Origin of the sequence: Sulfitobacter sp. HI0040, from assembly GCF_001634885.1 — a bacterium.
Lineage (GTDB): Bacteria > Pseudomonadota > Alphaproteobacteria > Rhodobacterales > Rhodobacteraceae > Sulfitobacter.
The window spans coordinates 25,795-47,061 of sequence record NZ_LWEX01000009.1; the positions used below are offsets into that span (position 1 = coordinate 25,795).

Below are 21,267 nucleotides of genomic sequence, written 5' to 3' on the forward strand. Positions count from 1 at the left end.
GGGCATATCCGGCAAAGCTTACCAATTGGTGATGATCCAGCGGAGGAGAACGACATGCGGAACGTGGTGATTGCAGGCGCGGCGCGGACACCCATGGGGGGCTTTCAGGGCGTTTTTGACGGGATGACGGCCTCCGACCTCGGCGGGGCGGCGATCAAGGCGGCGATGGCGGGTGCCGGTGCTTCGAAGGTCGAAGAAGTTCTGATGGGATGCGTATTGCCCGCGGGGCAGGGACAGGCACCGGCACGGCAGGCGGGTTTCAAGGCCGGTCTGGGCGAAGAGGTCCCCGCGACCACCCTCAACAAGATGTGCGGATCGGGCATGAAGGCGGCGATGATGGCCTTCGACCAGATCGCGCTCGGCCAAGCCGATGTCATGGTTGCCGGCGGGATGGAGAGCATGACCGCCGCCCCCTACGTTCTGCCCAAGATGCGCGGCGGCGCCCGGCTGGGCCATGGTGCCGTCATCGATCACATGTTTCTGGACGGGCTGGAAGACGCCTACGACAAGGGTCGCCTGATGGGCACCTTCGCCGAGGACTGCGCGGAGAGCTATCAGTTCACCCGCGAGCGGCAGGATGAATATGCGCTGGCCTCCCTCTCCCGCGCGATCGAGGCACAGGAATCGGGTGCTTTTGCCGATGAAATCGTTCCGGTCGAGGTGCGGTCGCGCAAGGGCGCGGCCACCATAGACGCCGACGAACAGCCAGGAACCGCCCGCCCCGACAAGATACCGCAGCTGAAACCAGCCTTCCGCGAGGGGGGTACCGTCACGGCGGCGAATTCATCCTCCATCTCTGACGGGGCGGCCGCACTCGTGCTCGCGAGTGAAGAGGCGGCCGAGGCTCAGGGCCTGCAGGTACGCGCCCGTATCGTCGGCCATGCGAGCCATGCGCAGGCGCCCGGCCTCTTTACCACCGCCCCCGTACCGGCGGCGCAAAAACTGCTGGAGCGGATTGGCTGGAAGAAGGAGGACGTTGACCTGTGGGAGGTGAACGAAGCCTTTGCTGTCGTGCCTCTGGCCTTCATGCATGAAATGGGCCTCTCCCATGACATCGTGAACGTGAATGGCGGGGCCTGTGCCTTGGGCCACCCCATCGGGGCCTCGGGGGCGCGGATCATGGTGACGCTTCTCAACGCGCTGGAAAAGCGGGGGCTGAAGCGCGGTGTCGCGGCGATCTGCATCGGCGGGGGCGAAGGCACCGCGATTGCCATCGAGCGCCCCTGAGTCCCTTATGCTGACCGTCGATTATGACACGTTGAAAGCCACTATCGCGTCGCTCTGCGCGGGGGAGGACGACCCCGTCGCTTTGATGGCGACCATCGCCTGCGAAGTGCATCACGCGGATGACCGGTTCGACTGGACCGGCTTTTACCGCGTGGTCGCGCCGGAACTGCTGAAGATCGGGCCTTATCAAGGCGGGCATGGGTGTCTGGTGATACCGTTCAGCCGGGGGGTCTGCGGGGCGGCGGCACGCAGCGGGCAGGCGCAGCTCGTACCGGATGTGGATGCCTTCCCAGGCCATATCGCCTGTGCAAGCTCCACACGGTCAGAGCTTGTTCTGCCGGTGTTCGGGGGGAGCGGCCAGCTGCTCGGGGTCTTCGATATCGACAGCAACCAGCCGGATGCCTTCACAGAGGATGACGCAAGCCATCTGACTGAAATTCTGAACGAAGCCTTCGCGTCCGTGAAATAGTTCTGGATTTTTTCACGATGTTGGGGCAGCGTGAAAAAAGCTTACCAGATTTCACGGCATGACGATGCAGCATAGCCTTCCTGAGCGGACAGAGACCTTGGGCGCCGACCTGCGCGCCCTGCGCAAGGCGCGTGGTCTTACGCTGGCATCGCTCGCCGAAAAGCTCGACCGCTCCGTCGGCTGGCTCAGTCAGGTGGAGCGGGACAAATCCGAGCCCTCGGTCGCAGACCTGCGGCAGATCGCCCGGTGCCTCGATGTATCGGTCTCCATGCTGTTTCGGCACGATCCGGCAGAGGCCGAAGAGGCGGGCTATATCGTGCGGCGTGGCGGGCGGCGGGCGATCGGGTCTTCGGTCGCAGGGCTGGTGGAGGAATTGCTTTCGCCGGACCTGACCGATGACTTCGAAATGGTACATTCCACCTTCTTGCCCCACAGCCGGATCGAAAGCCCGGTCGCGCGGCCCACGCAGGAGGTGGGCTACCTGATCTCCGGCACGCTCGATATCGAGATCGACGGGCGCTGGCATGTTCTGAACCCCGGCGACAGTTTCCGCCTGCGCGGAGAGGCGTTCCGCTGGGCGAATGCAACCGACCACCCTGCCGTTGCGATCTGGGTGATCGCCCCTCCGGTCTATTGAGCCATGAGTTTCGAGGCATGGATCATATTCGCGCTGTTCTGGGCCGTCTTCGTCACCACGCCCGGACCCAACGCGGTGAACTGCATCAGCAACGGGATGAACCTCGGCTTCAGGCGGGCGATGATCGGGGTCCTTGCGATTCTGACCCAGGCGAGCCTGTTTCTGCTGCTTTCTGCACTGGGTGTGACGGCCCTGATTGTCGCCTCGCCGCAGGCGTTCTTCATCGCCAAGCTGATCGGCGCGGGTTTCCTGATATTTCTGGGGCTGCGCGGCCTGATGTTGGCATCGCGCCCCGTTCAGATGACGCACCGTCCGGCGGCGTCGGTCTACTTCCGCGCGCTCGCCATTGCCACGATCAACCCCAAGAGCGTTGCCGGCTACCTTGCGGCCTTTTCTCAGTTCGTGCAGCCCGGGGTTCCGATCTGGGACCAGATGGCGCTGATCGTCCCAACGGCGCTGACCCTCACCGCGCTCAGCTATACGGGGTTCACGGCCTTGGGCGCGGGGCTGGGGCGGGCCGCATTGGGCGCGGTCTTCAACGCATGGTTCCGCCGCGTGATGGCCCTGTGCTTCATCGTTTACGGCGTGCTGCTGGGGTCCGCTACTCCTGTCGGGGTGCGGTCATGACCCGGTTGCGCAGCCAGTACCACCGGGGCGCGGCCCCATCGACGATACCAGATTCAAGATCTTTCCTATCGAGAGGAGCAGCACGATGAGTGACTTTCCGACAACGGCCCACGTGGTCATCATTGGCGGCGGCGTGGTGGGGGTATCCTCGCTCTATCACCTCGCCAAGGCAGGCTGGACCGATTGCGTCTTGCTGGAAAAGAACGAACTGACGGCCGGTTCCACATGGCATGCGGCGGGCAATTGCCCCAGTTTCTCCACCTCCTGGGCCGTGATGAACATGCAGCGCTACTCCCTCGGGCTTTATGCCGGGCTGGAGAAGGAAGTCGATTATCCGATGAACTACCATGTCACGGGCTCCGTCAGGCTGGCCCATGGCAAGGAACGGATGATGGAGTTCGAGCGCGCACGTTCCATGGGGAACTATCAGGGTCTCAGCCTCGAGATGATGGACCTTTCCGACCTGAAGGATCGCTACCCCTTCCTCGAAACCCACGACCTTGCAGGCGGCCTGTGGGATCCGGATGACGGCGATATCGATCCGGCCCAGCTGACGCAGGCGTTGGCGAAAGGCGCGCGCGACATGGGCGCGCGGATCGAAAGGTTCTGCCCGGCGACGGGTGTGAGTCGGGATGGCGGCGAATGGATCGTTCATACGCCCAAGGGCGATATCCGCTGTGAAAAGGTGGTGAACGCCGCCGGTTACTACGCCCAGCGGGTGGGGGAATGGTTCAAGCCCTTCGGCGGGCGTACCGTGCCCATGACGGTCATGAGCCACCAGTATTTCCTGACCGAGGAAATCCCAGAATTGGCGGAATGGACGCGCGAGAATGGGCGCAAGGTGCCGCTGCTGCGTGATGTCGACAGCTCCTACTACCTGCGGCAGGACAAGAACGGTCTGAACCTCGGCCCCTATGAACGCAACTGCAAGGCGCATTGGGTCACGCCCGAGGATCCGATGCCCGAGGATTTCTCCTTCCAGCTCTACCCCGACGATCTGGAGCGGCTGGAATGGTACATCGAGGACGCGATGGCGCGCGTGCCCCTGCTCGGCACCGCCGGGGTGGGCCGGGTCATCAACGGGCCGATTCCCTATGCCCCCGACGGTCTGCCGCTGATTGGCCCCATGCCGGGGGTGCCCAATGCCTACGAGGCCTGCGTATTCACCTTCGGCATCACGCAGGGCGGTGGTGCGGGCAAGGTGCTGGCGGAGTGGATCACCGAAGGACAGACGGAATGGGACATGTGGGCCTGCGACCCGCGCCGCCTTACCGCTTACGCAGATCAGGATCACAGCGACCAGAAGGCGATGGAGGTCTACGGCCACGAATACGCGATGCATTTCCCGCATCACGCATGGCCTGCGGGGCGGAACAAGCGGCTGTCACCGCTGCACGACCGGCTGAAGGAAGCAGGTGCGCAGTTCGGCAGCTACAATGGGTGGGAGCGGGCCAATTGGTTCGCAAAGCCGGGCGACGACACCTCCGAAGAGGCGACCCAGACCTGGGACCGCAACGGGCCGTGGGCCCCGCGTATTCAGGAGGAATGCGAAGCGGTTCAGACCGGCTGCGGCATCCTCGCGATTTCGGGCTTCACCCGATTGGCGGTGGAAGGGCCGGGGGCGCGCGACCATGTCAACGCGCTCACCGCGTCGCGCCTGCCGCAGCCGGGGCGGGTCGGCTTGGCCTATTTCCCCGATGACCGGGGGCGTATCCTGACCGAGATGTCGGTGATCCCCCGGAGCGACGACGCCATCTGGCTGATTACCGCCGCGCTGGCGCAATGGCATGACCGGGACGTGCTGAAGCGAGACCTTCCCGAGGGGGTCGAAATACATGACCGCAGTGACAAGTACGAATGCCTGCTGGTGACCGGGCCAAAGGCGCGCGATATCCTCGGCCCCCTCACGGACGGCGATCTGTCCTTGCCGTGGCTATCCTTTCAGGAGGCAAAGGTCGCGGGCTACGACTGCGTGCTGCTGCGCGTGTCCTTCGCGGGCGAACTGGGGTGGGAAATCCACTGCGACATGGCCGACGCCCCCGCGATCTGGGATGCGGTGACGCAGGCGGGGGCAAAGCCTTTCGGCATGTTCGCCCTCAACTCCCTGCGGATCGAAAAGGGATACCGCGCGTGGAAGGGCGACCTTTCGACGGATTACTCCCTGCTCGAAGGCGGGCTGGACCGTTTTGTCAAACTGGACAAACCGCAGGACTTCCCCGGCAAACAGGCGCTGCAGAACGAACGCCAGCAAGGGGTGAAGAAGCGCTTTGTGACGCTGAAGGTGGATGCGGGCGAACAGGATGCGCCCTATATGTCCACGATCTGGCACAACGGCGAAGTTGTCGGTGAAACCACCAGCGGGGACTACGGCTACCGGGTGGGGGCCTCCATCGCGCTGGGCATGATCCGCAGCGATCTGGCGGAACCCGGCACCCGGGTGGAGATAGACATTTTCGGTGATCGACGCACGGCGGAGGTGCAGCCCGATCAGCCCATGTGGGACCCTCAAAACGAAAGGCTGCGCGCATGACCGCGATCACGCTTCTGGATGGCGGGATGGGCCAGGAACTGGTCCACCGCGCCGGTGACAAGCCGACACCGCTCTGGTCGACGCAGGTGATGCTGGATCATCCCGGCCTGGTGGCCGAGGTTCACCGCGATTTTACCGAAGCCGGGGCCAGCATCGCTACGACGAACACCTATGCGATCCACCGGGACCGGCTAACGGACACACCCCTTGCAGGGCAGTTCGCCGAATTGCTCGACCTCGCGCTGGGTGAGGCGAAAGCCAGCGGCGCGGGGCGCATCGCGGGGTCGATCGGGCCGCTGGCCGCGTCCTATCGCCCCGATCTGCATCCGCCCGCCCCGGAGGCCGTGCCGATTTATGCAGAGGTGGCGGGGCTGCTCGCCCCGGCCTGTGATCTGCTGCTTTGCGAAACCGTGGCCTCCGTCCTCCATGCCGAAGCGGTTTTGGCGGGGACCGTGGGGAGCGGCCTTCCCGTCTGGCTCGCCTGCACGGTCAGCGATACCGATGGCACGCGCCTGCGGTCGGGCGAACCATTGGCCGAAGTGCTGCCGCTGCTCGAAGAGCACGCGGCGGCGGCGGTGCTGGTCAACTGCTCCGCCCCTGAGGCGATACCAGCGGCACTGGCGGTGCTGGCAGAGAGCCATCTGCCATTCGGTGCCTATGCCAATGCCTTTGAGCGGATCACCGAGGATTTCCTCAAGGAGAAACCCACTGTCGATGCCCTGCAGAGGCGGCGCGATCTGACGCCGGAGGTCTACGCGGAACACGCGATCGGCTGGCTCGACGCGGGCGCCACGATTCTGGGGGGATGCTGCGAGGTCGGCCCTGCGCATATCGCGGAAATCGCCCGCCGCCTGGGCGCGGCAGGGCATGACATCGTCTAAAGGAGCAACGCGATGACCGATATACCCGAAAGGGCGCGCGTGGTGATCATCGGCGGGGGTGTCATCGGATGCTCCGTCGCTTACCACCTTACCAAGCTCGGTTGGCAGGACGTCGTGCTGCTGGAACGCAAACAGTTGACCTCCGGCACCACGTGGCACGCCGCGGGGCTGATCGCGCAACTGCGCGCTACGGCGAATATGACGAAGCTCGCCAAGTACAGTCAGGAACTTTACGGCAATCTGGAAGAAGAGACCGGGGTCGCGACAGGTTTCAAACGTTGCGGGTCGATCACCGTGGCCCTGACGGACGAACGGCGCGAGGAGTTGTTCCGGCAGGCCGCCATGGCGCGGGCCTTCGGCGTGGACGTGGAAGAGATCTCTCCCGGCGAGGTCAAGCAAAGGTATGAGCATCTGAACATCGACGGTGTCACCGGCGGCGTCTATCTCGACAAGGACGGGCAGGGCGACCCGGCGAACATCGCACTGGCGCTGGCAAAGGGGGCGCGCCAGCGCGGCGCCCGCGTTATCGAGCGCACCCGGGTGAGCGGAATCCGGCGGGAAGGCCGCCGGGTGACGGGCGTCGACTGGGAACAGGGCGCTGAGACGGGGCATATCGCCTGCGACATGATCGTGAACTGCGCTGGTATGTGGGGTCACGAAGTCGGGCGAATGGCGGGTGTCAATGTACCGCTGCACGCCTGCGAGCATTTCTACATCGTCTCCGAACCCATCGCCGGGCTAACCCAGATGCCGGTGCTGCGCGTCCCGGATGAATGCGCCTATTACAAGGAGGACGCAGGCAAGATCCTCCTTGGAGCCTTTGAACCTGTCGCCAAGCCATGGCGGCTCGATATTCCCGACGCCTTTGAATTCGACCAGCTGCCGGAGGACTTCGATCATTTCGAACCGGTGCTGGAGGCCGCCGTTGCCCGGATGCCGATGCTGGCCGATGCGGGCATACATACCTTCTTCAACGGGCCTGAAAGCTTCACCCCGGACGATGCCTATCACCTTGGCCTCGCACCCGAGATGGACAACGTATGGGTGGCCGCCGGCTTCAACTCCATCGGTATCCAGTCGGCGGGCGGGGCCGGGATGGCGCTGGCGCAATGGATGGAGGACGGTCAGAAGCCCTTTGACCTCGGCGATGTGGACATCACGCGGATGCAGCCTTTTCAGGGCAACCGCCGCTACCTGCGCGAACGGTCGACCGAAACGCTAGGGCTGCTCTATGCCGATCACTTCCCCTATCGCCAGAAGGCCACCGCCCGGGGGGTACGGCGCACACCGTTTCACCGCCAACTGCTGGAAAACGGGGCCGTCATGGGCGAGTTGGCCGGGTGGGAGCGTGCCAACTGGTTTGCCCGTCCGGGTCAGGAGCCCGAATATTCCTATTCGTGGAAACGGCAGAACTTCTTCGACAACGTCGCGGAAGAGGTGAGGGCGGTCCGCACCAACCTTGGCATGTACGACATGTCCTCCTTCGGTAAGATCAGGGTCGAGGGGCGGGATGCGACCGCCTTCATGAACCATGTGGGGGGTGGCCAGTACGATGTCCCGGTGGGCAAGATCGTCTATACCCAGTTCCTCAACCCAACTGGCGGCATCGAAGCGGATGTGACCGTGACCCGGCTGAGCGAAACGGCCTATCTTGTGGTGACGCCGGCAGCCACCCGGCTGGCGGACGAGACATGGATGCGACGGCACATTGGCGAATTCAACGTGGTGATCACCGATGTCACCGCAGGCGAAGGCGTGCTCGCCGTGATGGGCCCGAAGGCACGCGACCTGCTGCAGGCGGTCAGCCCGAACGACTTTTCGAACGCGTCCAACCCCTTTGGCACGGCGCAGGATATCGAGCTGGGGCTGGGGCTCGCTCGGGTCCACCGGGTGACATACGTCGGAGAACTGGGCTGGGAGGTTTATGTGAGCGCCGACATGGCCGCCCATGCGTTCGAGACCTTGCATGCGGCCGGGCAGGAATTCGGGCTGAAGCTTTGCGGGATGCACATGATGGACTGCGCCCGGATCGAGAAGGGATTCCGCCACTTCGGGCATGACATCACGCCCGAAGATCACGTGCTGGAAGCAGGGCTGGGCTTCGCGGTGAAGACGGACAAGCCGGACTTCATCGGGCGCGATGCCGTGCTGCGCAAGAAGGACGAAGGGCTTTCGGCCCGGCTGCTACAGTTTCGTCTAAAGGACCCCGAACCGCTGCTCTATCATAACGAGCCAATCCTGCGGGACGGGAAAATCGTGGGCTATCTTTCCTCCGGCGCCTATGGCCACCACCTTGGCGGGGCGATGGGGTTGGGCTACGTCCCCTGCCGCGGCGAGACGGCGGCGCAGGTGCTCTCCTCCCGCTACGAGATCGACGTGGCCGGAACCCGCGTGGCGGCGGAGGCTTCTTTGAAGCCGATGTATGATCCCGCCTCCGAGCGGGTGAAGGTTTGAGGCTGGAAGCGGGGCACTAACGGGTCTAAGGGGAAGGGAGGGGGGCCAGCCCCCGCCGCCGCGCCGCGGCGGCTCCCCCGGGATTTACGACCATTTGGAATACCGTGATGCGCAGCCCCGACGCCCTGACGCCCAAGACGAACGAGGATACCCCGAGCGGCCTTGCCTTTGCGCTGGCGGCCTATTTCCTCTGGGGGTTCCTGCCGCTTTACATGAAGGCGCTTGCGCATGTGCCGGCGGCCGAGATCGTGGCGCATCGTGTGATCTGGTCTGTCCCCATCGCCGCGGTGGTACTGATCGCCATGCGCCGGACCGCGGCCCTGCGCGAAGCGATCCGCTCACCACGTATGCTGGCCATGGGCTGCGTCACCGCTGCGCTGATCTCGGTCAACTGGGGCATCTACGTCTGGTCGATCGCATCCGGCCACGCGCTCGACGCCGCGCTGGGGTATTATATCAACCCCTTGTTCAGCGTGCTTCTGGGGGCCGTTTTGTTGGGTGAACGCTTGTCCCGGGCACAGCTTCTGGCCATTGCACTGGCGGCGGGGGCGGTTCTGGTCCTCATCGTGGATGCGGGCCGTGTACCCTGGGCGGCGCTCGGCCTGACGTTGAGTTGGGGGTTCTATGCGCTGGCCAAGAAGAGCCTGCCGATTGGCCCGAACCAAGGCTTTTTGCTCGAAGTGCTGATCCTTCTGGCCCCGGCCACGGGATACGTCCTTTGGCTGATGATGACGGGGCAGAGCCATTTCGCGACGGGTGTACCGCTCAACACTTGGCTGTTGTTCGGCTGCGGGGCGGTCACGGCGGTTCCGCTGCTGTTCTATGCAAACGGGGCGAAGCTGTTGCGCCTGTCGACGATCGGCGTGTTGCAGTACATCGCACCCACGATGATCTTCCTTGTGGCGGTGTTCATCTTCGGGGAAGAATTCGGTCGCGCCCGGATGATCGCCTTTCCGATGATCTGGCTGGCGCTGATCATCTATACGACGTCGATGGTGACAGGTCTTCGACGGGTACCGCGCGTCAGCTGAGCGCCGAGCGATGCTTCAGGAACGCGGGGTCCTGCGCGACGCGGGCGTTCATTGCCTCGCGCAGCGCGGCAACAGATTTCAGCGGTCGCATGACCACTTCGAAGGTCTGTACCAACCCATCCTGATCGAGGGTGATGAGGTCCACGCCCACGGCATCGAGATCGCCTATCCTGCATTGGAATTCCAGCGCCCAGTCGTTGCCTTCCCCCATGATGCGCCGATACCGGAAGTCACTGAAGACTTGCCCCACATGTCCCAGAACCGCGGCCACCGCGTCGCGGCCTGTCCATGTGGCCCAGTAGGTGGGCGGCATGAAGCGCACGTCTTCGGCCAGAACTGTCGCGATGGCTTCGGCATCGCCCTTCGCCACGACCTGTTGGATAGTCTCGATCGTCGGATGCATGGGAAACCTTTCGCATGATGGCTTGTCATCGCATGCTACATTTGAGACGCACGGGAATGGAAACCCAATACGACCCGCCTGACGTTCCGTTATCCGTTCTGCACGAAGACGCAGATGTGCTGCTGGTGGACAAGCCCAGCGGCCTGCTTTCCGTGCCCGGCAAGGGGCCGGAACTGGCGGATTGCCTGCTGAGCAGGGTGCAGGTGGCATTTCCCGATGCCTTGCTGGTGCACCGGCTAGATCGGGACACTTCGGGCGTGATGATCTTTGCGCTGACCCCCCATGCGCAAAGGCACCTTGGCCTCCAGTTCGAGAAGCGGATGACCAAGAAGACCTATGTCGCCCGTGTCTGGGGCGTTCCCGCCGACAAGACTGGGACAGTCGATCTGCCGCTGATCGTCGATTGGCCCAACCGGCCCCGGCAGATGGTTTGCCACGAGACCGGCAAACCGGCCCAGACGGATTGGCGGGTGATCAAGGCGGAAGGCGATACCGCCCGCGTGCGGCTGCATCCGCGCACCGGGCGCAGTCACCAGTTGCGGGTTCACATGCTGGCGTTGGGGCATCCGATACTGGGTGATCCCTTCTATGCCGAAGGTCCCGCGCGGGATTATCCCCGTCTGATGCTCCATTCCCAGGAATTGCGGTTCAATCATCCCCAGGGCGGCCATTCCACCAAGGTGCGCAGCAAGGCACCCTTCTAGGAACCGATGCGGATCCAGCTCTCCGGCAGGATGTCGGGATTGCGCTGGTGGGTATTCGCGAACCAGCGGGAAGGGGCGGCAACGCGCTTTTCCGGGTTACGGTTCAGCCAGGCCGACCACCAGCTGAACGTCGAATTGGCGATGACGTTGTGCTGGCAAAGCGACATCAGCCGCATATCCTCATGCGCCGTTTCCCGCCCGTTGAGATCCACGACAACCTTCTCGAAAGGTACCGCGAGGTTATCGCGCGCCCAGCCGGGATCGTCGGAAAAGACAAAAACGGTCGGTGCCTCGGCCAAACCGTCCGTTACCGCCTTCAGCGCAGCATCGTAATAGGCCTGATCGCAGACTGCTGTGGCCCCCAGTGCCACGTAATCGCCCCGCCTTACATGCAGGGCGACAGAAGGGCCCGCCGCGATGCGCTGCGCCATTTTCGTATTCTCTTCAGACATGGGCGGGGTCATGACGAAATCTTCCCGCAGCCTGTCTTCGATATCGGCGAAATATTTCTGGCTCTGCCAATAGCCGTGCAAATAGCTTTCATCCCCCCAGGTCTCGAAAGCCGGATCGTATCCCAGCCCCCTTTCACGGCGCAGCACGGGACGACGGCCAAAGAGCCGCCAAAGCAGATACCCCAGCATCCGCTCGTCCCGGTCGGGAGGAAGCCTGTGGGGCGGGACAACCGGCAAGTCAAAGACGGTGGTAAGCTCGCCCTGCCCCTTGGCGAGGGCACGCCGGGGGTCGAGTGCAACCTCCACCCCCAGCCGCGCGGCAAGCTGGGCCGCGGCTGCGTATTGGAACATTTGATTGCCGAGGCCCCCGTGCAGGCGGGAATAAATCATGTGTCAGCGTGCCTTTCGCGTCGGTCGTGGCCTTTGTAGGGTAAAGCCGAACCGATTGCCCAGATCAAAAGGCCGCTGCCCATGACCGTACCCAGCGAACTGCACAAGCTATGGAAGCTGGCAACCGACCCCGCATTCCGGGCGCGCAAACGCCTGATTCGGGAGTTTCGGGCGGCACATGGCCGGGGAACCCCCCTGCGATACGAGGGGCTGAAGCCAGGCGATGTCGTGCTTGACCTTGGCGGCTACCTCGGCGATTGGGCGGCTGCCATGACGGAGCGATATGGCGTCACTGTCCATGTGTTCGAGCCGCATCCCCGCTTTGCAGCCGCAATGAACGGGCGTTTCGCAGGACGGGCCGACATCCGGGTTCACGACTTCGCGGTGGGCGCAAGGGAAGGCAGCCTCGACCTTACGGATGATGACAATGCCTCCTCCGCGCTGGTCAGGGAGGGACCCAAGGTCACAGGTACGGTTCGCCCGGTGGAAGAGATTTTCGACGACCTTGGTCTGGACAAGCTGGCCGTGGTCAAGATGAATATCGAAGGTGGCGAATATGATCTTCTGCCCGCCTTGATCGACAGCGGGTTGATCGCCCGCATCGACCGGCTGACGGTCCAGTTTCACCACTACACGGACGCCCAGATCGGCCAGCGCGAAGCGATCCGCGACGTGCTGAGCCGTACGCATGACTGCGTGTGGCAATATCCGTTCATCTGGGAAGAATGGGCCCGCAAACCGCGCTAGATGCGGGAATGCGGGCCAGATGGGGGCGGTATTTCCCCCGATGGTCAGGGCAGCCTATTCAGCGGCCCAGCCCGATACGGCCTTCACCTCGAGAAACTCCTCAAGACCGAAGATGCCGCCTTCGCGCCCGTTACCGGACTGCTTGTAGCCGCCAAAGGGCGAACCCTGGGCAAAGCCTTTCCCGTTCGTCTCCACCATGCCGGAGCGAAGCTGGCGTGCCACGCGGCGGCGTTTGTCGGTGTCGGACGTCTGGATATAGTTGGTCAGGCCATAAGGCGTGTCATTGGCGATGCTGATGGCCTCGTCCTCCGACTCGAAGGGGATGATCGACAGCACCGGGCCAAAGACCTCTTCCTGCGCGATGGTCATGTCGTTCGACACATCCGCAAAAACGGTGGGCTTCACGTAATAGCCCCGGTTCAGCCCATCGGGACGCCCCAGACCGCCGGCGACAAGCCGTGCTTCGGACATGCCCTTTTCGATCAGGCCCTGAATCTTGTTGAACTGCGCTTCGGAAACGACAGGCCCGATATGCCTGCCCTCTTCGGAGGCGGGGCCCACGTGGGTATTGCGCGCAACCTCGGCTGCGGTTTCCACGGCTTCGTCATAACGCGACTTGTGGACCAGCATCCGGGTCGGCGCGTTGCAGGACTGGCCGGAATTCCGGAAGCAGCGGATCGCACCCTGCTTGGCGGCCTTGGGGTCCGCGTCCTCGAAGATGATGTTGGCGCCCTTGCCGCCGAGTTCCAGCGATACCCGCTTCAGCGTGTCCGCCGCCGCCTTGGAAATGGCGATACCGGCGCGTGTGGAACCGGTGAAGCTGACCATATCGACGCCGGGGTGCGCGGAAAGCTGGCTGCCCACGCCCGCGCCATCCCCGTTCACAAGGTTGAAGACGCCCTTGGGAAAGCCTGCCTCATGCACGAATTCCGCAAAGAGCAGACCCGAAAGCGGTGCGATCTCCGAAGGCTTCAGCACCATGGTGCAGCCAGTCGCCATCGCCGGAATCGCCTTCAGCACGATCTGGTTCATCGGCCAGTTCCAAGGGGTGATCAGCGCGCAGACACCGATGGGTTCCAGCAGGGTCTTTTCGGAATCCGTGAAGTCGCGCTCGAAAGAGAAGTCTTCGAAGGCCTTCAGGAAACCTTCGATGTGCCAGCTACCGGCACCGACCTGCTGCGCGCGGCTCATTTCGATCGGTGCGCCCATTTCCTTGGACATCGCCTGCGCCATTTCCTCGGACCGGGCCTGATAGATCTCCAGCAGTTTGCGGATCAGCTGTGTCCGCTCTTCCTTGGATGTATGGGACCAGCCGGGGAAAGCTGCGCGTGCCGCTGAAACGGCGGCGTCCGTATCAGCCTGATCGCCGAGCGAGATGACGGCGCATTGCTCTTCGGTTGACGGGTCGATGACGGCATAGTCATTGGCCTGCTTCGGGGCGACCCATTCGCCATTGATGTAAAATTCGCGTTTCTCGATCATCGTGATTCTCCTCTTGGCTTCGGCATATGTCGGGGCTGCCCCCGGCCAAATTCGCGCCACTGTGTCACCGCGCTTCTCACTCTGCAAGAGAGGGGATGAAACGGGCAGGGAAAGTACCTATCTTCCGGATACCGACCATAATGCATACCGGAGGACACCATGAGCTTGCGCATAAATGACACCATCCCCGATCTGACCGTCGAAACCGATCAGGGCAGCATGTCGCTGCACGACTGGGTCGGGGACAGCTGGGCGATCCTCTTTTCGCACCCCAAGGATTTCACCCCCGTCTGCACGACGGAGTTCGGCGCCGTGGCCCAGCTCGCCGATGAGTGGGAAAAGCGCGGCACCAAGGTCATGGGCATCTCCGTCGACGGGGTGGAAGACCACAAGAAGTGGAAGAACGACATCAAGTCGGTTTCGGGCGCTGAACCGAATTTCCCCATTATCGCAGATGACGGGCTGGAGGTTGCGAAGGCCTTCGACATGCTGCCTGCCGATGCCTATCTGCCCGACGGGCGTACCCCGAACGATAGCGCGACCGTGCGCGCGGTCTTCATCATCGGGCCTGACAAGCAGTTGAAGCTGAGCATGACCTATCCGATGACGGTGGGCCGTAACTTCGCCGAGATCCTGCGCGCGCTGGACGGTCTGCAAACCTCCACCGGCAAGGGCGTGGCGACACCGGCAAACTGGAACGTTGGCGACGACGTCATCATTCCCGCCACCGTTTCCGATGAGGATGCGAAGGCCAAGTTCGGCTCTTTCGACAAGAAGCTGCCCTACCTGCGGACGACCGCCGCGCCGAAGTAGAGCTCAGGGCTTCTGCGGACGCAGGGCCACCTGCGCGCGGTACCATGCGCGCCGTATTTCCCGCATCGGCTTTGCGCCGGTGCGGGTTTTGCTTTGCGCGGTGGACCCCCCCAGTTCATGGGCGATTTCACGGTTACCGTTGGGCAGAATGGTGTGAACCGACTGGCCTGTGACCCAATGCATCTGCAGCCATGTGTCCACAGGCCGGTCGATCACCTCCGACGCCAAAAGCAGATGTTCCGCGGCCTTGCGTCCCACGATCTGGCAGCAGGTCTGCAAGCCGATCCGTCGCGGTAACATCAGCTGCATTTCTGCGTCAGAAGCCAGCACCGCGGCGGGATTTTCCCGGTTCTTGGGCGGCAGGCGGACGTACATCTGCGCCAATGGCTGGTCCTTCAGAAGATCGAGGGCGCGCGCGAACAACTGTTGTTCCACGGCCAGATCGTCCTCGACGATGATCGCGTGATCCAGTCCCTCCTCCACGATCTTGCGCCAGCAGCGCCGGTGGCTCTGGAACACGCCGATCTCGGCCGGGGAGAGCGGGAAGGGGTAGGGGGGGCGATGCAGATCTCCCGGGCGGGTCTGCACGCCGGCCCGTTGCGCGGGGTCGCGCCCGTCAACCGCATCCACAACCTCTGCGTCCGGCAGGTCCAGCAAGAGCCGATCCACATTCGGGCGCCGCGCGGTGCTGCCCGCCATGTGGATGATGAACGACCGCATCAGCGAAAGCGGTGGATGGCCAGCAACAGGATCATCATTCGGCGCCGGCAGACTGGGCATTGAAGGTGAACAGCTTTTCGCCCGCAATGGTATATCCATCGATCAGGCCCTGGGCCCGCGGGCCGGTCAACCAGTCCTCCAGCGCGCGGGTCGCGTCGGCTTTCACGTGGGCATGCCGCTCCGGGTTGACCGGGATATAGGCGTATTGGTTAAAAAGGATAGGATCCCCCGCAAAGACGATGTCCAGCCCCGCCTTGTTTGCGAAATTGAGCCAGCTTGCGCGGTCGGACAGGATATAGGCCTCCAACCCGGCGGCGGTATTGAGCGCGGCCCCCATGCCGGAACCGACGGGTTTGTACCAATCACCAAAGCTTTCCGGATCCAGATCGGCGGCTGCCCAGAGCGCGAGTTCCTTCTTGTGGGTGCCGCTGTCATCCCCGCGGCTGACGAAGGGAGCCAGCGCGGTGGCGATGGAACGAAATGCCATGGGCGCATTCTCCGCCACGCCTGCGGTGGCCGGATCGTTCTGCGGCCCGATCAGGACGAAGTCGTTATACATGATTTCGCGGCGATGTGTGCCATAGCCCGCTTCGACGAAGGCGTCTTCGGCCTTGCGGGAATGGACGAGTATCGCATCCACATCCCCCGCCTCTCCGAGGCGGAGCGCCTGTCCCGTCCCCACGATGAGCAGTTGAACCTCCAGCCCTGTATCTTCCTGAATGGCGGGCAATAACAGGTCGGCAAGGCCGGAATTGGCGAAAGAGGTGGTAACGGCCAGCTTCATCGTTTCGGCCTGTGCGGCGAAGGCGAAGAACAGGGCGGCAGTAATGGTAAGAATACGCGTCATTCGAGAATGTCTCCCCTCAGGAAAGCGGCCAGTTCGGCTGTGCGCGGGCTGCGCAGACATTGTTCCGCCGGGCCGGACTCGTGAACGGTTCCGTTAAACAGGAACAGAATATCCGTGGCAAGGCGCTGCGCCTGGGCAAGGTCATGCGTGGACATGACGATCCGCGTCCCCGCATCATGCGCCTTTTGCAGAAGCGTCTCGATCTCCCGCATCGAACGCCCGTCCAGATTGGCGCAGGGCTCGTCCAGAAACAATATATCCGGTGAACGGATGAGCGCGCGTGCGAGGGCAAGCTTCTGCTTTTCACCGCCCGATAGCTGCGGGGCGGGCCGATCCAGCGCGCCCGAAAGGCCGATGGCCCCCGCCCAGTGTTCGACAGCTTCCGCGATATCCTTTTGCCGCGCCCCTGCAAGGCGCAGCGGATAGGCGAGGTTTGCCCGCACGCTTCGGCGCAGCATGATGGGGCTCTGGAACACGTAGCCCTGACGCTGGCGCGCCTCTGCCGCGGGGAGCGACCATTTCACATGGCCGCTGCTGAGCCGGGAAAGCCCGTGGATCGTCTTCAGGAGGGTCGTCTTGCCCGCCCCGTTGGGGCCGAGCACGATGGTAAAGCCCCGCGGCCCCAGTTCCAGATCCACCGGGCCGAGCAGCGTCTTGCCCCGGCGCCGCACCACAGCCTGTTTTACCCGTACCGGAAGCAGCGCAGTCACCACCGGCCCTCCTGTTCCGTCCGTGACAGCGCGTGGGTCACGAGGTTCACCGTCAGGGCCAGCAGGATCAGCACGAACCCCAGCCCCAGTGCGAGCGCGAAGTCGCCCCGGCCTGTTTCGAGCGCGATCGCGGTGGTCAGCACGCGGGTGGCATGGTCGATATTTCCACCGACGATCATGATGGCGCCCACTTCGCCGATGGCGCGGCCAAAGCCTGCCAGCGCCGCCGTCAGGAGCGCACGCCGACCGTCGAGTATGAGGGTGAGGATACGTTGCCCCGGTGTGGCGTTGAGCGAAATGAGCAGGTCGTGGTACTCGGCCCAGAGGTCGCGCATCGCCTGATGCGTGACCGAAGCAATCAGCGGGGTGATGATGATGACCTGCGCGATGATCATCGCGGTCGGGGTGAACAGCAGGCCCAGAACGCCGAACGGGCCGGATCGGGACAGGAGCAGATAGACGATCAGCCCGACCACCACCGGGGGCAGGCCCATCAATGCGTTCAGCACCGCGATGGCCCAGCGGCGGTAACGGAACCGGCGAATGGCCAGCCATGTGCCCAGGGGCAGCGCGATGAGACAGGCGATTGCCAGTGCCGAAAGGCTGACCTGCAGCGACCTGAGTGTAATTTCCACCAGATCGGCATCCAGCGTCACGATCAGCCTGAATGCAGCCGCCAATCCGGCCCAGATATCATCCATGCGGACGGGTCGTCAGATACGTGCTCACAAGAAGGCTGGACGTGTTCAGTTACCCAGTCGGACGCTGTCGCGCGATACATCCTGACGCGGATAGATGTCTGATTGGGTCAGCAGAAGGTTCGCACCGACAGTGATGACGATCAGTGCGACCATCGAAACGATAAAGGCTTTCATTCGGTGTCCCCCGATTGCGTGGCTTTACGCAGATAGTCGATTAAATCGCGGCGGTCCACAGCTTCGGCGATCCGTTGCATCGGCATCTTGCTTCCCGGAATGTAATGGTCCGGCCCTTCGTCGAACAGGGCATTTATCGATTCCGGTGACCAGACGATATCGGAATTCCTGAGTGTTGCCGAATAGGAATAACCCGGAACGCTTCCCGCCCGCCTGCCGAAAACCCCGCGCAGCGTCGGGCCGGCACGGCGTGCGCTGTCCTCTGTCAGCGTGTGGCAGATGGAGCATTTGCGCATGAACTGCCGCTCACCGTTATCCATGGTTTCGGGGTCGCGCAGGAAGCTGCGTGTGCCTGCCGCCATCTTTTCCACCGAGTCCAGAATGTCCACGGGCCATGAATACATCACATCATCGAGCCCGCCCGCATGGATGTTTTGCCCGTCGGGCGAAAAGGCGAGCGCCCAGATGGGCCCCCGGGCCGTGGCGCGAAAATCCCGGACGATCCGTTTGGCGTTCAGGTCTATGACCATGATGTATCCTTCGCCATCGCCTACGGCCAAAAGCGAGGACGGCGCGTGATATGCCATGGCGAGGATCGGGCGCCGCTCCAGCGTGTAGTCGGCGATCTCTTTTCCTTCCGGGTCGACGATCCGGGTCACACCGTCCACCGCGCCATAGGCGATCCGGCCGCCGTCTTCGTCGAGGATCAGCCGGTTCACGCCGAACCCGTGCTGGACGATCTGGCGCAATTCCTGCCCGGTGGCCACGTCCCAGAGGCGAATGGTTCCATCACTCGACGCGGAATAGAGCAGGCGGCCCCCGTCCCCGAAAGCGATGGCATTGACACCCTGTTGGTGCCCTTTAAGGAATGTGCCCTCTCCGCCCGCGGTTGGCCATAGGCCGATGGTTCCGTCCCAACTGGCGGTGGCAAAAGTTTCGCCCCCGGGGGCGATGGCGATGTCTGTGATCTTGCCCTGATGCCCTTCGAACCGCTGCGAGGTACCTGTAACGAGGTCCCACAGGATCGCGGCGAAGTCATCGCCTGCTGACAGCAGGTGCTGGTCGTCGAGCCATGCGACAGCGTTGGCGGCGGCACGGTGCCCTTCGTGCCAGCTCGGCTCGGCGCCGTTCCATGTACCGACGGAGTAGTCGAAGCTTGCCGTGGCAATCGTGCCCGACGGCGCCACGGCGATGTCCATGATGGGGCCGCCGTGGCCTTTCAGTGTAAAGAATTCCTGCGCCTGCGCGGGCAGTGACAGCATCAGCAGTGCAACCGTGACCGCCCGCGTGCGCATGTTATTCGGCGGGATGCGCGGTGGCCGGGGGGGCATCCTTGCGGGCCATGACCTCGTCCGCCCAGATGCTGTGATGTTCACGCGCCCACTCAAGGTCCACCTTACCGGACCCCATCGCTTCGAAGGCGCCTTCCATCCCCAGCGTACCCAGATAGATATGCGCAAAGATGACAGCCATCAGCACGAAGCTGACCATTGCGTGCCAAAGCTGCGCATACTGCATTTCCGCTTGCGGGCTGAGGTTCGTATCAAGCGCGGCATAGCCGAAGAGCTGTGGCAGCCCCAGATCGTTGATCTTGGAGAATGTGGGCCCGAAGAGCGAGAATTCGAACGGGAACAGCATCGAAAGACCAGAGACGGAGATGGACGCGCCCAGAATGATGACCGCCCAGAAGATCAGTTTCTGACCGGCGTTGAATTTCTTCGCCGGAACATGTCCGCCACCGAACATACCGCCGCCCCGCATCAGCCATTTGATGTCCGTGCGGCTGGGCAGGTTGTGAACGACCCACATGAAGAAGACCATGATCAGCGCCAGCATGAACGCCCAGGAAACGTTGTTGTGGATCCACTTGGACCCGGTCGCCAGAACGGAGAAGGCTTCGAGCCCGAAGAGGGGGATCAACGTGGTGCGACCGAAAAGGGTCAGCAGGCCGGTCAGGCCTAGCAGAATGAAGGAACCGGCAAGCAGCCAGTGCGCGAACCGCTCGATCCCCTTGAACCGTTCGATGCGGACGCCCGCGCGGTCATGATCCAGCCGGATACGGCCGCGGATCAGATAGAAGAGCGCCAGCAGGATCAGCGTACCACCCAGCAGCCAGGCGCCGTAGGTCGCCAGGGGGCCCCGGCGGAAATTGAGCCACCACATGCCGTTGTCCTGCATCAGGACGGTAGCCGCCGGTCCGTTGTTGGAGGCCGTCACGTCGGCCGCGTTGGCACGCAATTCGCGCCAGAGCGCGGGGTCCGAAGCACCGCCCAGCGTTCCCAGCGGCGCCGCTTCGGGCGCGCCTTCGCGATCATCGCCGGTGCTGAGCGGGATGTCGGCCCCGAAGGGCCGGTCCTCGCCGCGCTGACGGGCCAGAATATCTTCGAGCGTTTGCTGCCCGTTGTTTTCGAACTGCAGGTTCGTGTCGTTCAGCGCGTCAGGCGACGGCGCCGTTTCCTGCGCGGTCGCCATCCCTGCGAGGGACATCGCGAGCAAGAGCGGGAAGAGAATGCGGGATAGGACCATTTGAACCTCCATGGGCACCGGATCGGCTTGGCTTCAGTCTAGTATGCGCGGTCCTGGGTGCAAGCTGCACGTGGACCGGGCGGAAAACGGCCCGCCAGCGAAACGCTGACGGGCCCTGTCTTGGTGGCGGCCTTTGCAGGCCGCGATCAGCCGCCTTTTTGGTCGTAAGCCGTGCCCCAACCCCAGGCGCCCGACCCGAAGCCGCGTGCAACGACACGCTCGCGGTAGATGCCCGAGACGACATCGCCGTCACCGGCCAGCAGGGCCTTGGTGGAACACATCTCGGCGCAGATCGGCAGTTTGCCTTCCGCGATCCGGTTGCGACCGTACTTCTGGAACTCGGCGGCGGAGTTGTTTTCCTCCGGACCACCGGCGCAGAAGGTGCACTTGTCCATCTTGCCGCGCGAACCGAAGTTCCCGGCCTGGGGATACTGCGGCGCGCCGAAGGGGCACGCGTAGAAGCAGTAGCCGCAGCCGATGCACAGGTCCTTGGAGTGCAGGACGATGCCTTCCTCGTTCTGATAGAAGCAATCGACCGGGCACACGGCCATGCAGGGTGCATCGGAACAATGCATGCAAGCGACCGAGATCGAACGCTCGCCCGGTTTACCGTCATTGATCGTCACGACCTTGCGCCGGTTGATGCCCCACGGCACCTCGTGCTCGTTTTTGCAGGCTGTCACGCAGGCGTTGCATTCAATGCAGCGTTCGGCGTCGACGAGAAACTTTGCTCTTGCCATTG

Annotated in this window: 22 protein-coding genes; 11 read left to right on the forward strand and 11 right to left on the reverse strand. The window is 63.4% G+C overall.

Translation table 11 applies throughout. From position 1 onward, the window contains the following. The first annotated feature begins 54 nt into the window (after window positions 1-54). From A3728_RS00815 to rarD, 8 genes are all read left to right on the forward strand, one after another. Window positions 55-1,227 carry a thiolase family protein gene (locus A3728_RS00815; protein ID WP_067919374.1) on the forward strand — a complete coding sequence of 391 codons (1,173 nt, stop codon included), beginning with the start codon at window positions 55-57 and terminating at the stop codon, window positions 1,225-1,227. A gap of 10 nt (window positions 1,228-1,237) precedes the next feature. After that, a complete protein-coding gene (locus A3728_RS00820) occupies window positions 1,238-1,696 on the forward strand; it encodes a GAF domain-containing protein (protein ID WP_067919455.1) in 459 nt (152 codons plus the stop codon). Window positions 1,697-1,760: 64 nt separating this feature from the next. Next, window positions 1,761-2,333, forward strand: a complete 573-nt coding sequence (locus A3728_RS00825; RefSeq protein WP_067919457.1) for a helix-turn-helix domain-containing protein — start codon at window positions 1,761-1,763, stop codon at window positions 2,331-2,333. A gap of 3 nt (window positions 2,334-2,336) precedes the next feature. Continuing rightward, window positions 2,337-2,960: a LysE family translocator gene (locus A3728_RS00830; RefSeq protein ID WP_067919376.1), complete on the forward strand. Its 624-nt coding sequence runs from the start codon at window positions 2,337-2,339 to the stop codon at window positions 2,958-2,960. Window positions 2,961-3,045: 85 nt separating this feature from the next. Then, entirely contained in the window at window positions 3,046-5,490 is a 2,445-nt protein-coding gene (locus A3728_RS00835; protein WP_067919378.1) for a GcvT family protein, read from the forward strand. Further along, window positions 5,487-6,371 (forward strand): homocysteine S-methyltransferase family protein, encoded by an 885-nt coding sequence (locus A3728_RS00840; RefSeq protein WP_067919380.1) that lies wholly within the window; start codon window positions 5,487-5,489, stop codon window positions 6,369-6,371. The genes A3728_RS00835 and A3728_RS00840 overlap by 4 nt, the downstream gene beginning before the upstream one ends. Window positions 6,372-6,383: 12 nt before the next feature. After that, window positions 6,384-8,825 (forward strand): GcvT family protein, encoded by a 2,442-nt coding sequence (locus A3728_RS00845; protein ID WP_067919381.1) that lies wholly within the window; start codon window positions 6,384-6,386, stop codon window positions 8,823-8,825. A gap of 107 nt (window positions 8,826-8,932) precedes the next feature. Continuing rightward, a complete protein-coding gene (gene rarD / locus A3728_RS00850; RefSeq protein WP_067919384.1) occupies window positions 8,933-9,856 on the forward strand; it encodes an EamA family transporter RarD in 924 nt (307 codons plus the stop codon). Here rarD and A3728_RS00855 read toward each other — a convergent pair. Beyond that, window positions 9,849-10,259 (reverse strand): nuclear transport factor 2 family protein, encoded by a 411-nt coding sequence (locus A3728_RS00855; RefSeq protein WP_067919386.1) that lies wholly within the window; start codon window positions 10,257-10,259, stop codon window positions 9,849-9,851. The genes rarD and A3728_RS00855 overlap by 8 nt on opposite strands. 56 nt (window positions 10,260-10,315) lie before the next feature. Between A3728_RS00855 and A3728_RS00860 the strand changes: the two genes are divergently transcribed. Continuing rightward, the gene (locus A3728_RS00860; RefSeq protein ID WP_067919389.1) at window positions 10,316-10,963 is read left to right on the forward strand and encodes an RluA family pseudouridine synthase; all 648 of its coding nucleotides are present in this window, start codon (window positions 10,316-10,318) and stop codon (window positions 10,961-10,963) included. Here the strand turns inward: A3728_RS00860 and A3728_RS00865 are convergent. Continuing rightward, window positions 10,960-11,805 (reverse strand): alpha-1,2-fucosyltransferase, encoded by an 846-nt coding sequence (locus A3728_RS00865; RefSeq protein ID WP_067919391.1) that lies wholly within the window; start codon window positions 11,803-11,805, stop codon window positions 10,960-10,962. The genes A3728_RS00860 and A3728_RS00865 overlap by 4 nt on opposite strands. A gap of 81 nt (window positions 11,806-11,886) precedes the next feature. Here A3728_RS00865 and A3728_RS00870 point away from each other — a divergent pair, with 81 nt between their 5' ends. Further along, on the forward strand, window positions 11,887-12,552 hold the full coding sequence (locus A3728_RS00870) for an FkbM family methyltransferase (protein ID WP_067919393.1): 666 nt from the start codon (window positions 11,887-11,889) through the stop codon (window positions 12,550-12,552). Window positions 12,553-12,606: 54 nt separating this feature from the next. On the opposite strand, the gene A3728_RS00875 is transcribed toward A3728_RS00870, so the two are convergent. Next, complete coding sequence (locus A3728_RS00875; protein ID WP_067919395.1) at window positions 12,607-14,034, reverse strand: aldehyde dehydrogenase family protein; 1,428 nt, start codon at window positions 14,032-14,034, stop codon at window positions 12,607-12,609. A 159-nt stretch (window positions 14,035-14,193) separates the two neighbouring features. On the opposite strand from A3728_RS00875, the gene A3728_RS00880 reads away from it, so the two are divergent. Continuing rightward, window positions 14,194-14,847, forward strand: coding sequence for a peroxiredoxin (locus tag A3728_RS00880; protein WP_067919398.1), 654 nt, complete (start codon window positions 14,194-14,196; stop codon window positions 14,845-14,847). A gap of 3 nt (window positions 14,848-14,850) precedes the next feature. Here A3728_RS00880 and A3728_RS00885 read toward each other — a convergent pair whose 3' ends face one another. The 8 genes from A3728_RS00885 to fdh3B all read right to left on the reverse strand — a co-directional run bounded on the left by A3728_RS00885 (window position 14,851) and on the right by fdh3B (window position 21,265). Beyond that, complete coding sequence (locus tag A3728_RS00885) at window positions 14,851-15,627, reverse strand: glycosyltransferase family 25 protein (protein WP_330220249.1); 777 nt, start codon at window positions 15,625-15,627, stop codon at window positions 14,851-14,853. Continuing rightward, window positions 15,602-16,414, reverse strand: coding sequence for a substrate-binding domain-containing protein (locus tag A3728_RS00890; protein ID WP_067919400.1), 813 nt, complete (start codon window positions 16,412-16,414; stop codon window positions 15,602-15,604). Before A3728_RS00890 ends, A3728_RS00885 begins: the two co-directional genes overlap by 26 nt. Next, complete coding sequence (locus tag A3728_RS00895) at window positions 16,411-17,127, reverse strand: ATP-binding cassette domain-containing protein (RefSeq protein ID WP_067919402.1); 717 nt, start codon at window positions 17,125-17,127, stop codon at window positions 16,411-16,413. Before A3728_RS00895 ends, A3728_RS00890 begins: the two co-directional genes overlap by 4 nt. Beyond that, window positions 17,121-17,825, reverse strand: a complete 705-nt coding sequence (locus A3728_RS00900; RefSeq protein ID WP_067919404.1) for an ABC transporter permease — start codon at window positions 17,823-17,825, stop codon at window positions 17,121-17,123. Before A3728_RS00900 ends, A3728_RS00895 begins: the two co-directional genes overlap by 7 nt. Window positions 17,826-17,870: 45 nt before the next feature. Continuing rightward, window positions 17,871-17,999: a hypothetical protein gene (locus A3728_RS23830; protein WP_269084714.1), complete on the reverse strand. Its 129-nt coding sequence runs from the start codon at window positions 17,997-17,999 to the stop codon at window positions 17,871-17,873. Then, window positions 17,996-19,294: a c-type cytochrome gene (locus A3728_RS00905; RefSeq protein ID WP_067919460.1), complete on the reverse strand. Its 1,299-nt coding sequence runs from the start codon at window positions 19,292-19,294 to the stop codon at window positions 17,996-17,998. Before A3728_RS00905 ends, A3728_RS23830 begins: the two co-directional genes overlap by 4 nt. Window position 19,295: 1 nt before the next feature. Next, on the reverse strand, window positions 19,296-20,525 hold the full coding sequence (locus A3728_RS00910) for a formate dehydrogenase subunit gamma (RefSeq protein WP_067919462.1): 1,230 nt from the start codon (window positions 20,523-20,525) through the stop codon (window positions 19,296-19,298). Window positions 20,526-20,671: 146 nt separating this feature from the next. After that, complete coding sequence (gene fdh3B, locus A3728_RS00915; protein ID WP_067919406.1) at window positions 20,672-21,265, reverse strand: formate dehydrogenase FDH3 subunit beta; 594 nt, start codon at window positions 21,263-21,265, stop codon at window positions 20,672-20,674. Between the last annotated feature and the right edge of the window lie 2 nt (window positions 21,266-21,267).

Excerpts from the sequence above, each read along its gene's own strand:
- A3728_RS00815 (WP_067919374.1), top strand. The coding sequence starts at position 55 with ATGCGGAACGTGGTGATTGCAGGCGCGGCGCGGACACCCATGGGGGGC.
- A3728_RS00825 (WP_067919457.1), top strand. The coding sequence starts at position 1,761 with ATGCAGCATAGCCTTCCTGAGCGGACAGAGACCTTGGGCGCCGACCTG.
- A3728_RS00830 (WP_067919376.1), top strand. The coding sequence starts at position 2,337 with ATGAGTTTCGAGGCATGGATCATATTCGCGCTGTTCTGGGCCGTCTTC.
- A3728_RS00835 (WP_067919378.1), top strand. The coding sequence starts at position 3,046 with ATGAGTGACTTTCCGACAACGGCCCACGTGGTCATCATTGGCGGCGGC.
- A3728_RS00840 (WP_067919380.1), top strand. The coding sequence starts at position 5,487 with ATGACCGCGATCACGCTTCTGGATGGCGGGATGGGCCAGGAACTGGTC.
- A3728_RS00845 (WP_067919381.1), top strand. The coding sequence starts at position 6,384 with ATGACCGATATACCCGAAAGGGCGCGCGTGGTGATCATCGGCGGGGGT.
- rarD (WP_067919384.1), top strand. The coding sequence starts at position 8,933 with ATGCGCAGCCCCGACGCCCTGACGCCCAAGACGAACGAGGATACCCCG.
- A3728_RS00855 (WP_067919386.1), bottom strand. The coding sequence starts at position 10,259 with ATGCATCCGACGATCGAGACTATCCAACAGGTCGTGGCGAAGGGCGAT.
- A3728_RS00860 (WP_067919389.1), top strand. The coding sequence starts at position 10,316 with ATGGAAACCCAATACGACCCGCCTGACGTTCCGTTATCCGTTCTGCAC.
- A3728_RS00865 (WP_067919391.1), bottom strand. The coding sequence starts at position 11,805 with ATGATTTATTCCCGCCTGCACGGGGGCCTCGGCAATCAAATGTTCCAA.
- A3728_RS00870 (WP_067919393.1), top strand. The coding sequence starts at position 11,887 with ATGACCGTACCCAGCGAACTGCACAAGCTATGGAAGCTGGCAACCGAC.
- A3728_RS00875 (WP_067919395.1), bottom strand. The coding sequence starts at position 14,034 with ATGATCGAGAAACGCGAATTTTACATCAATGGCGAATGGGTCGCCCCG.
- A3728_RS00880 (WP_067919398.1), top strand. The coding sequence starts at position 14,194 with ATGAGCTTGCGCATAAATGACACCATCCCCGATCTGACCGTCGAAACC.
- A3728_RS00885 (WP_330220249.1), bottom strand. The coding sequence starts at position 15,627 with ATGCCCAGTCTGCCGGCGCCGAATGATGATCCTGTTGCTGGCCATCCA.
- A3728_RS00890 (WP_067919400.1), bottom strand. The coding sequence starts at position 16,414 with ATGACGCGTATTCTTACCATTACTGCCGCCCTGTTCTTCGCCTTCGCC.
- A3728_RS00900 (WP_067919404.1), bottom strand. The coding sequence starts at position 17,825 with ATGGATGATATCTGGGCCGGATTGGCGGCTGCATTCAGGCTGATCGTG.
- A3728_RS23830 (WP_269084714.1), bottom strand. The coding sequence starts at position 17,999 with ATGAAAGCCTTTATCGTTTCGATGGTCGCACTGATCGTCATCACTGTC.
- A3728_RS00905 (WP_067919460.1), bottom strand. The coding sequence starts at position 19,294 with ATGCGCACGCGGGCGGTCACGGTTGCACTGCTGATGCTGTCACTGCCC.
- A3728_RS00910 (WP_067919462.1), bottom strand. The coding sequence starts at position 20,525 with ATGGTCCTATCCCGCATTCTCTTCCCGCTCTTGCTCGCGATGTCCCTC.
- fdh3B (WP_067919406.1), bottom strand. The coding sequence starts at position 21,265 with ATGGCAAGAGCAAAGTTTCTCGTCGACGCCGAACGCTGCATTGAATGC.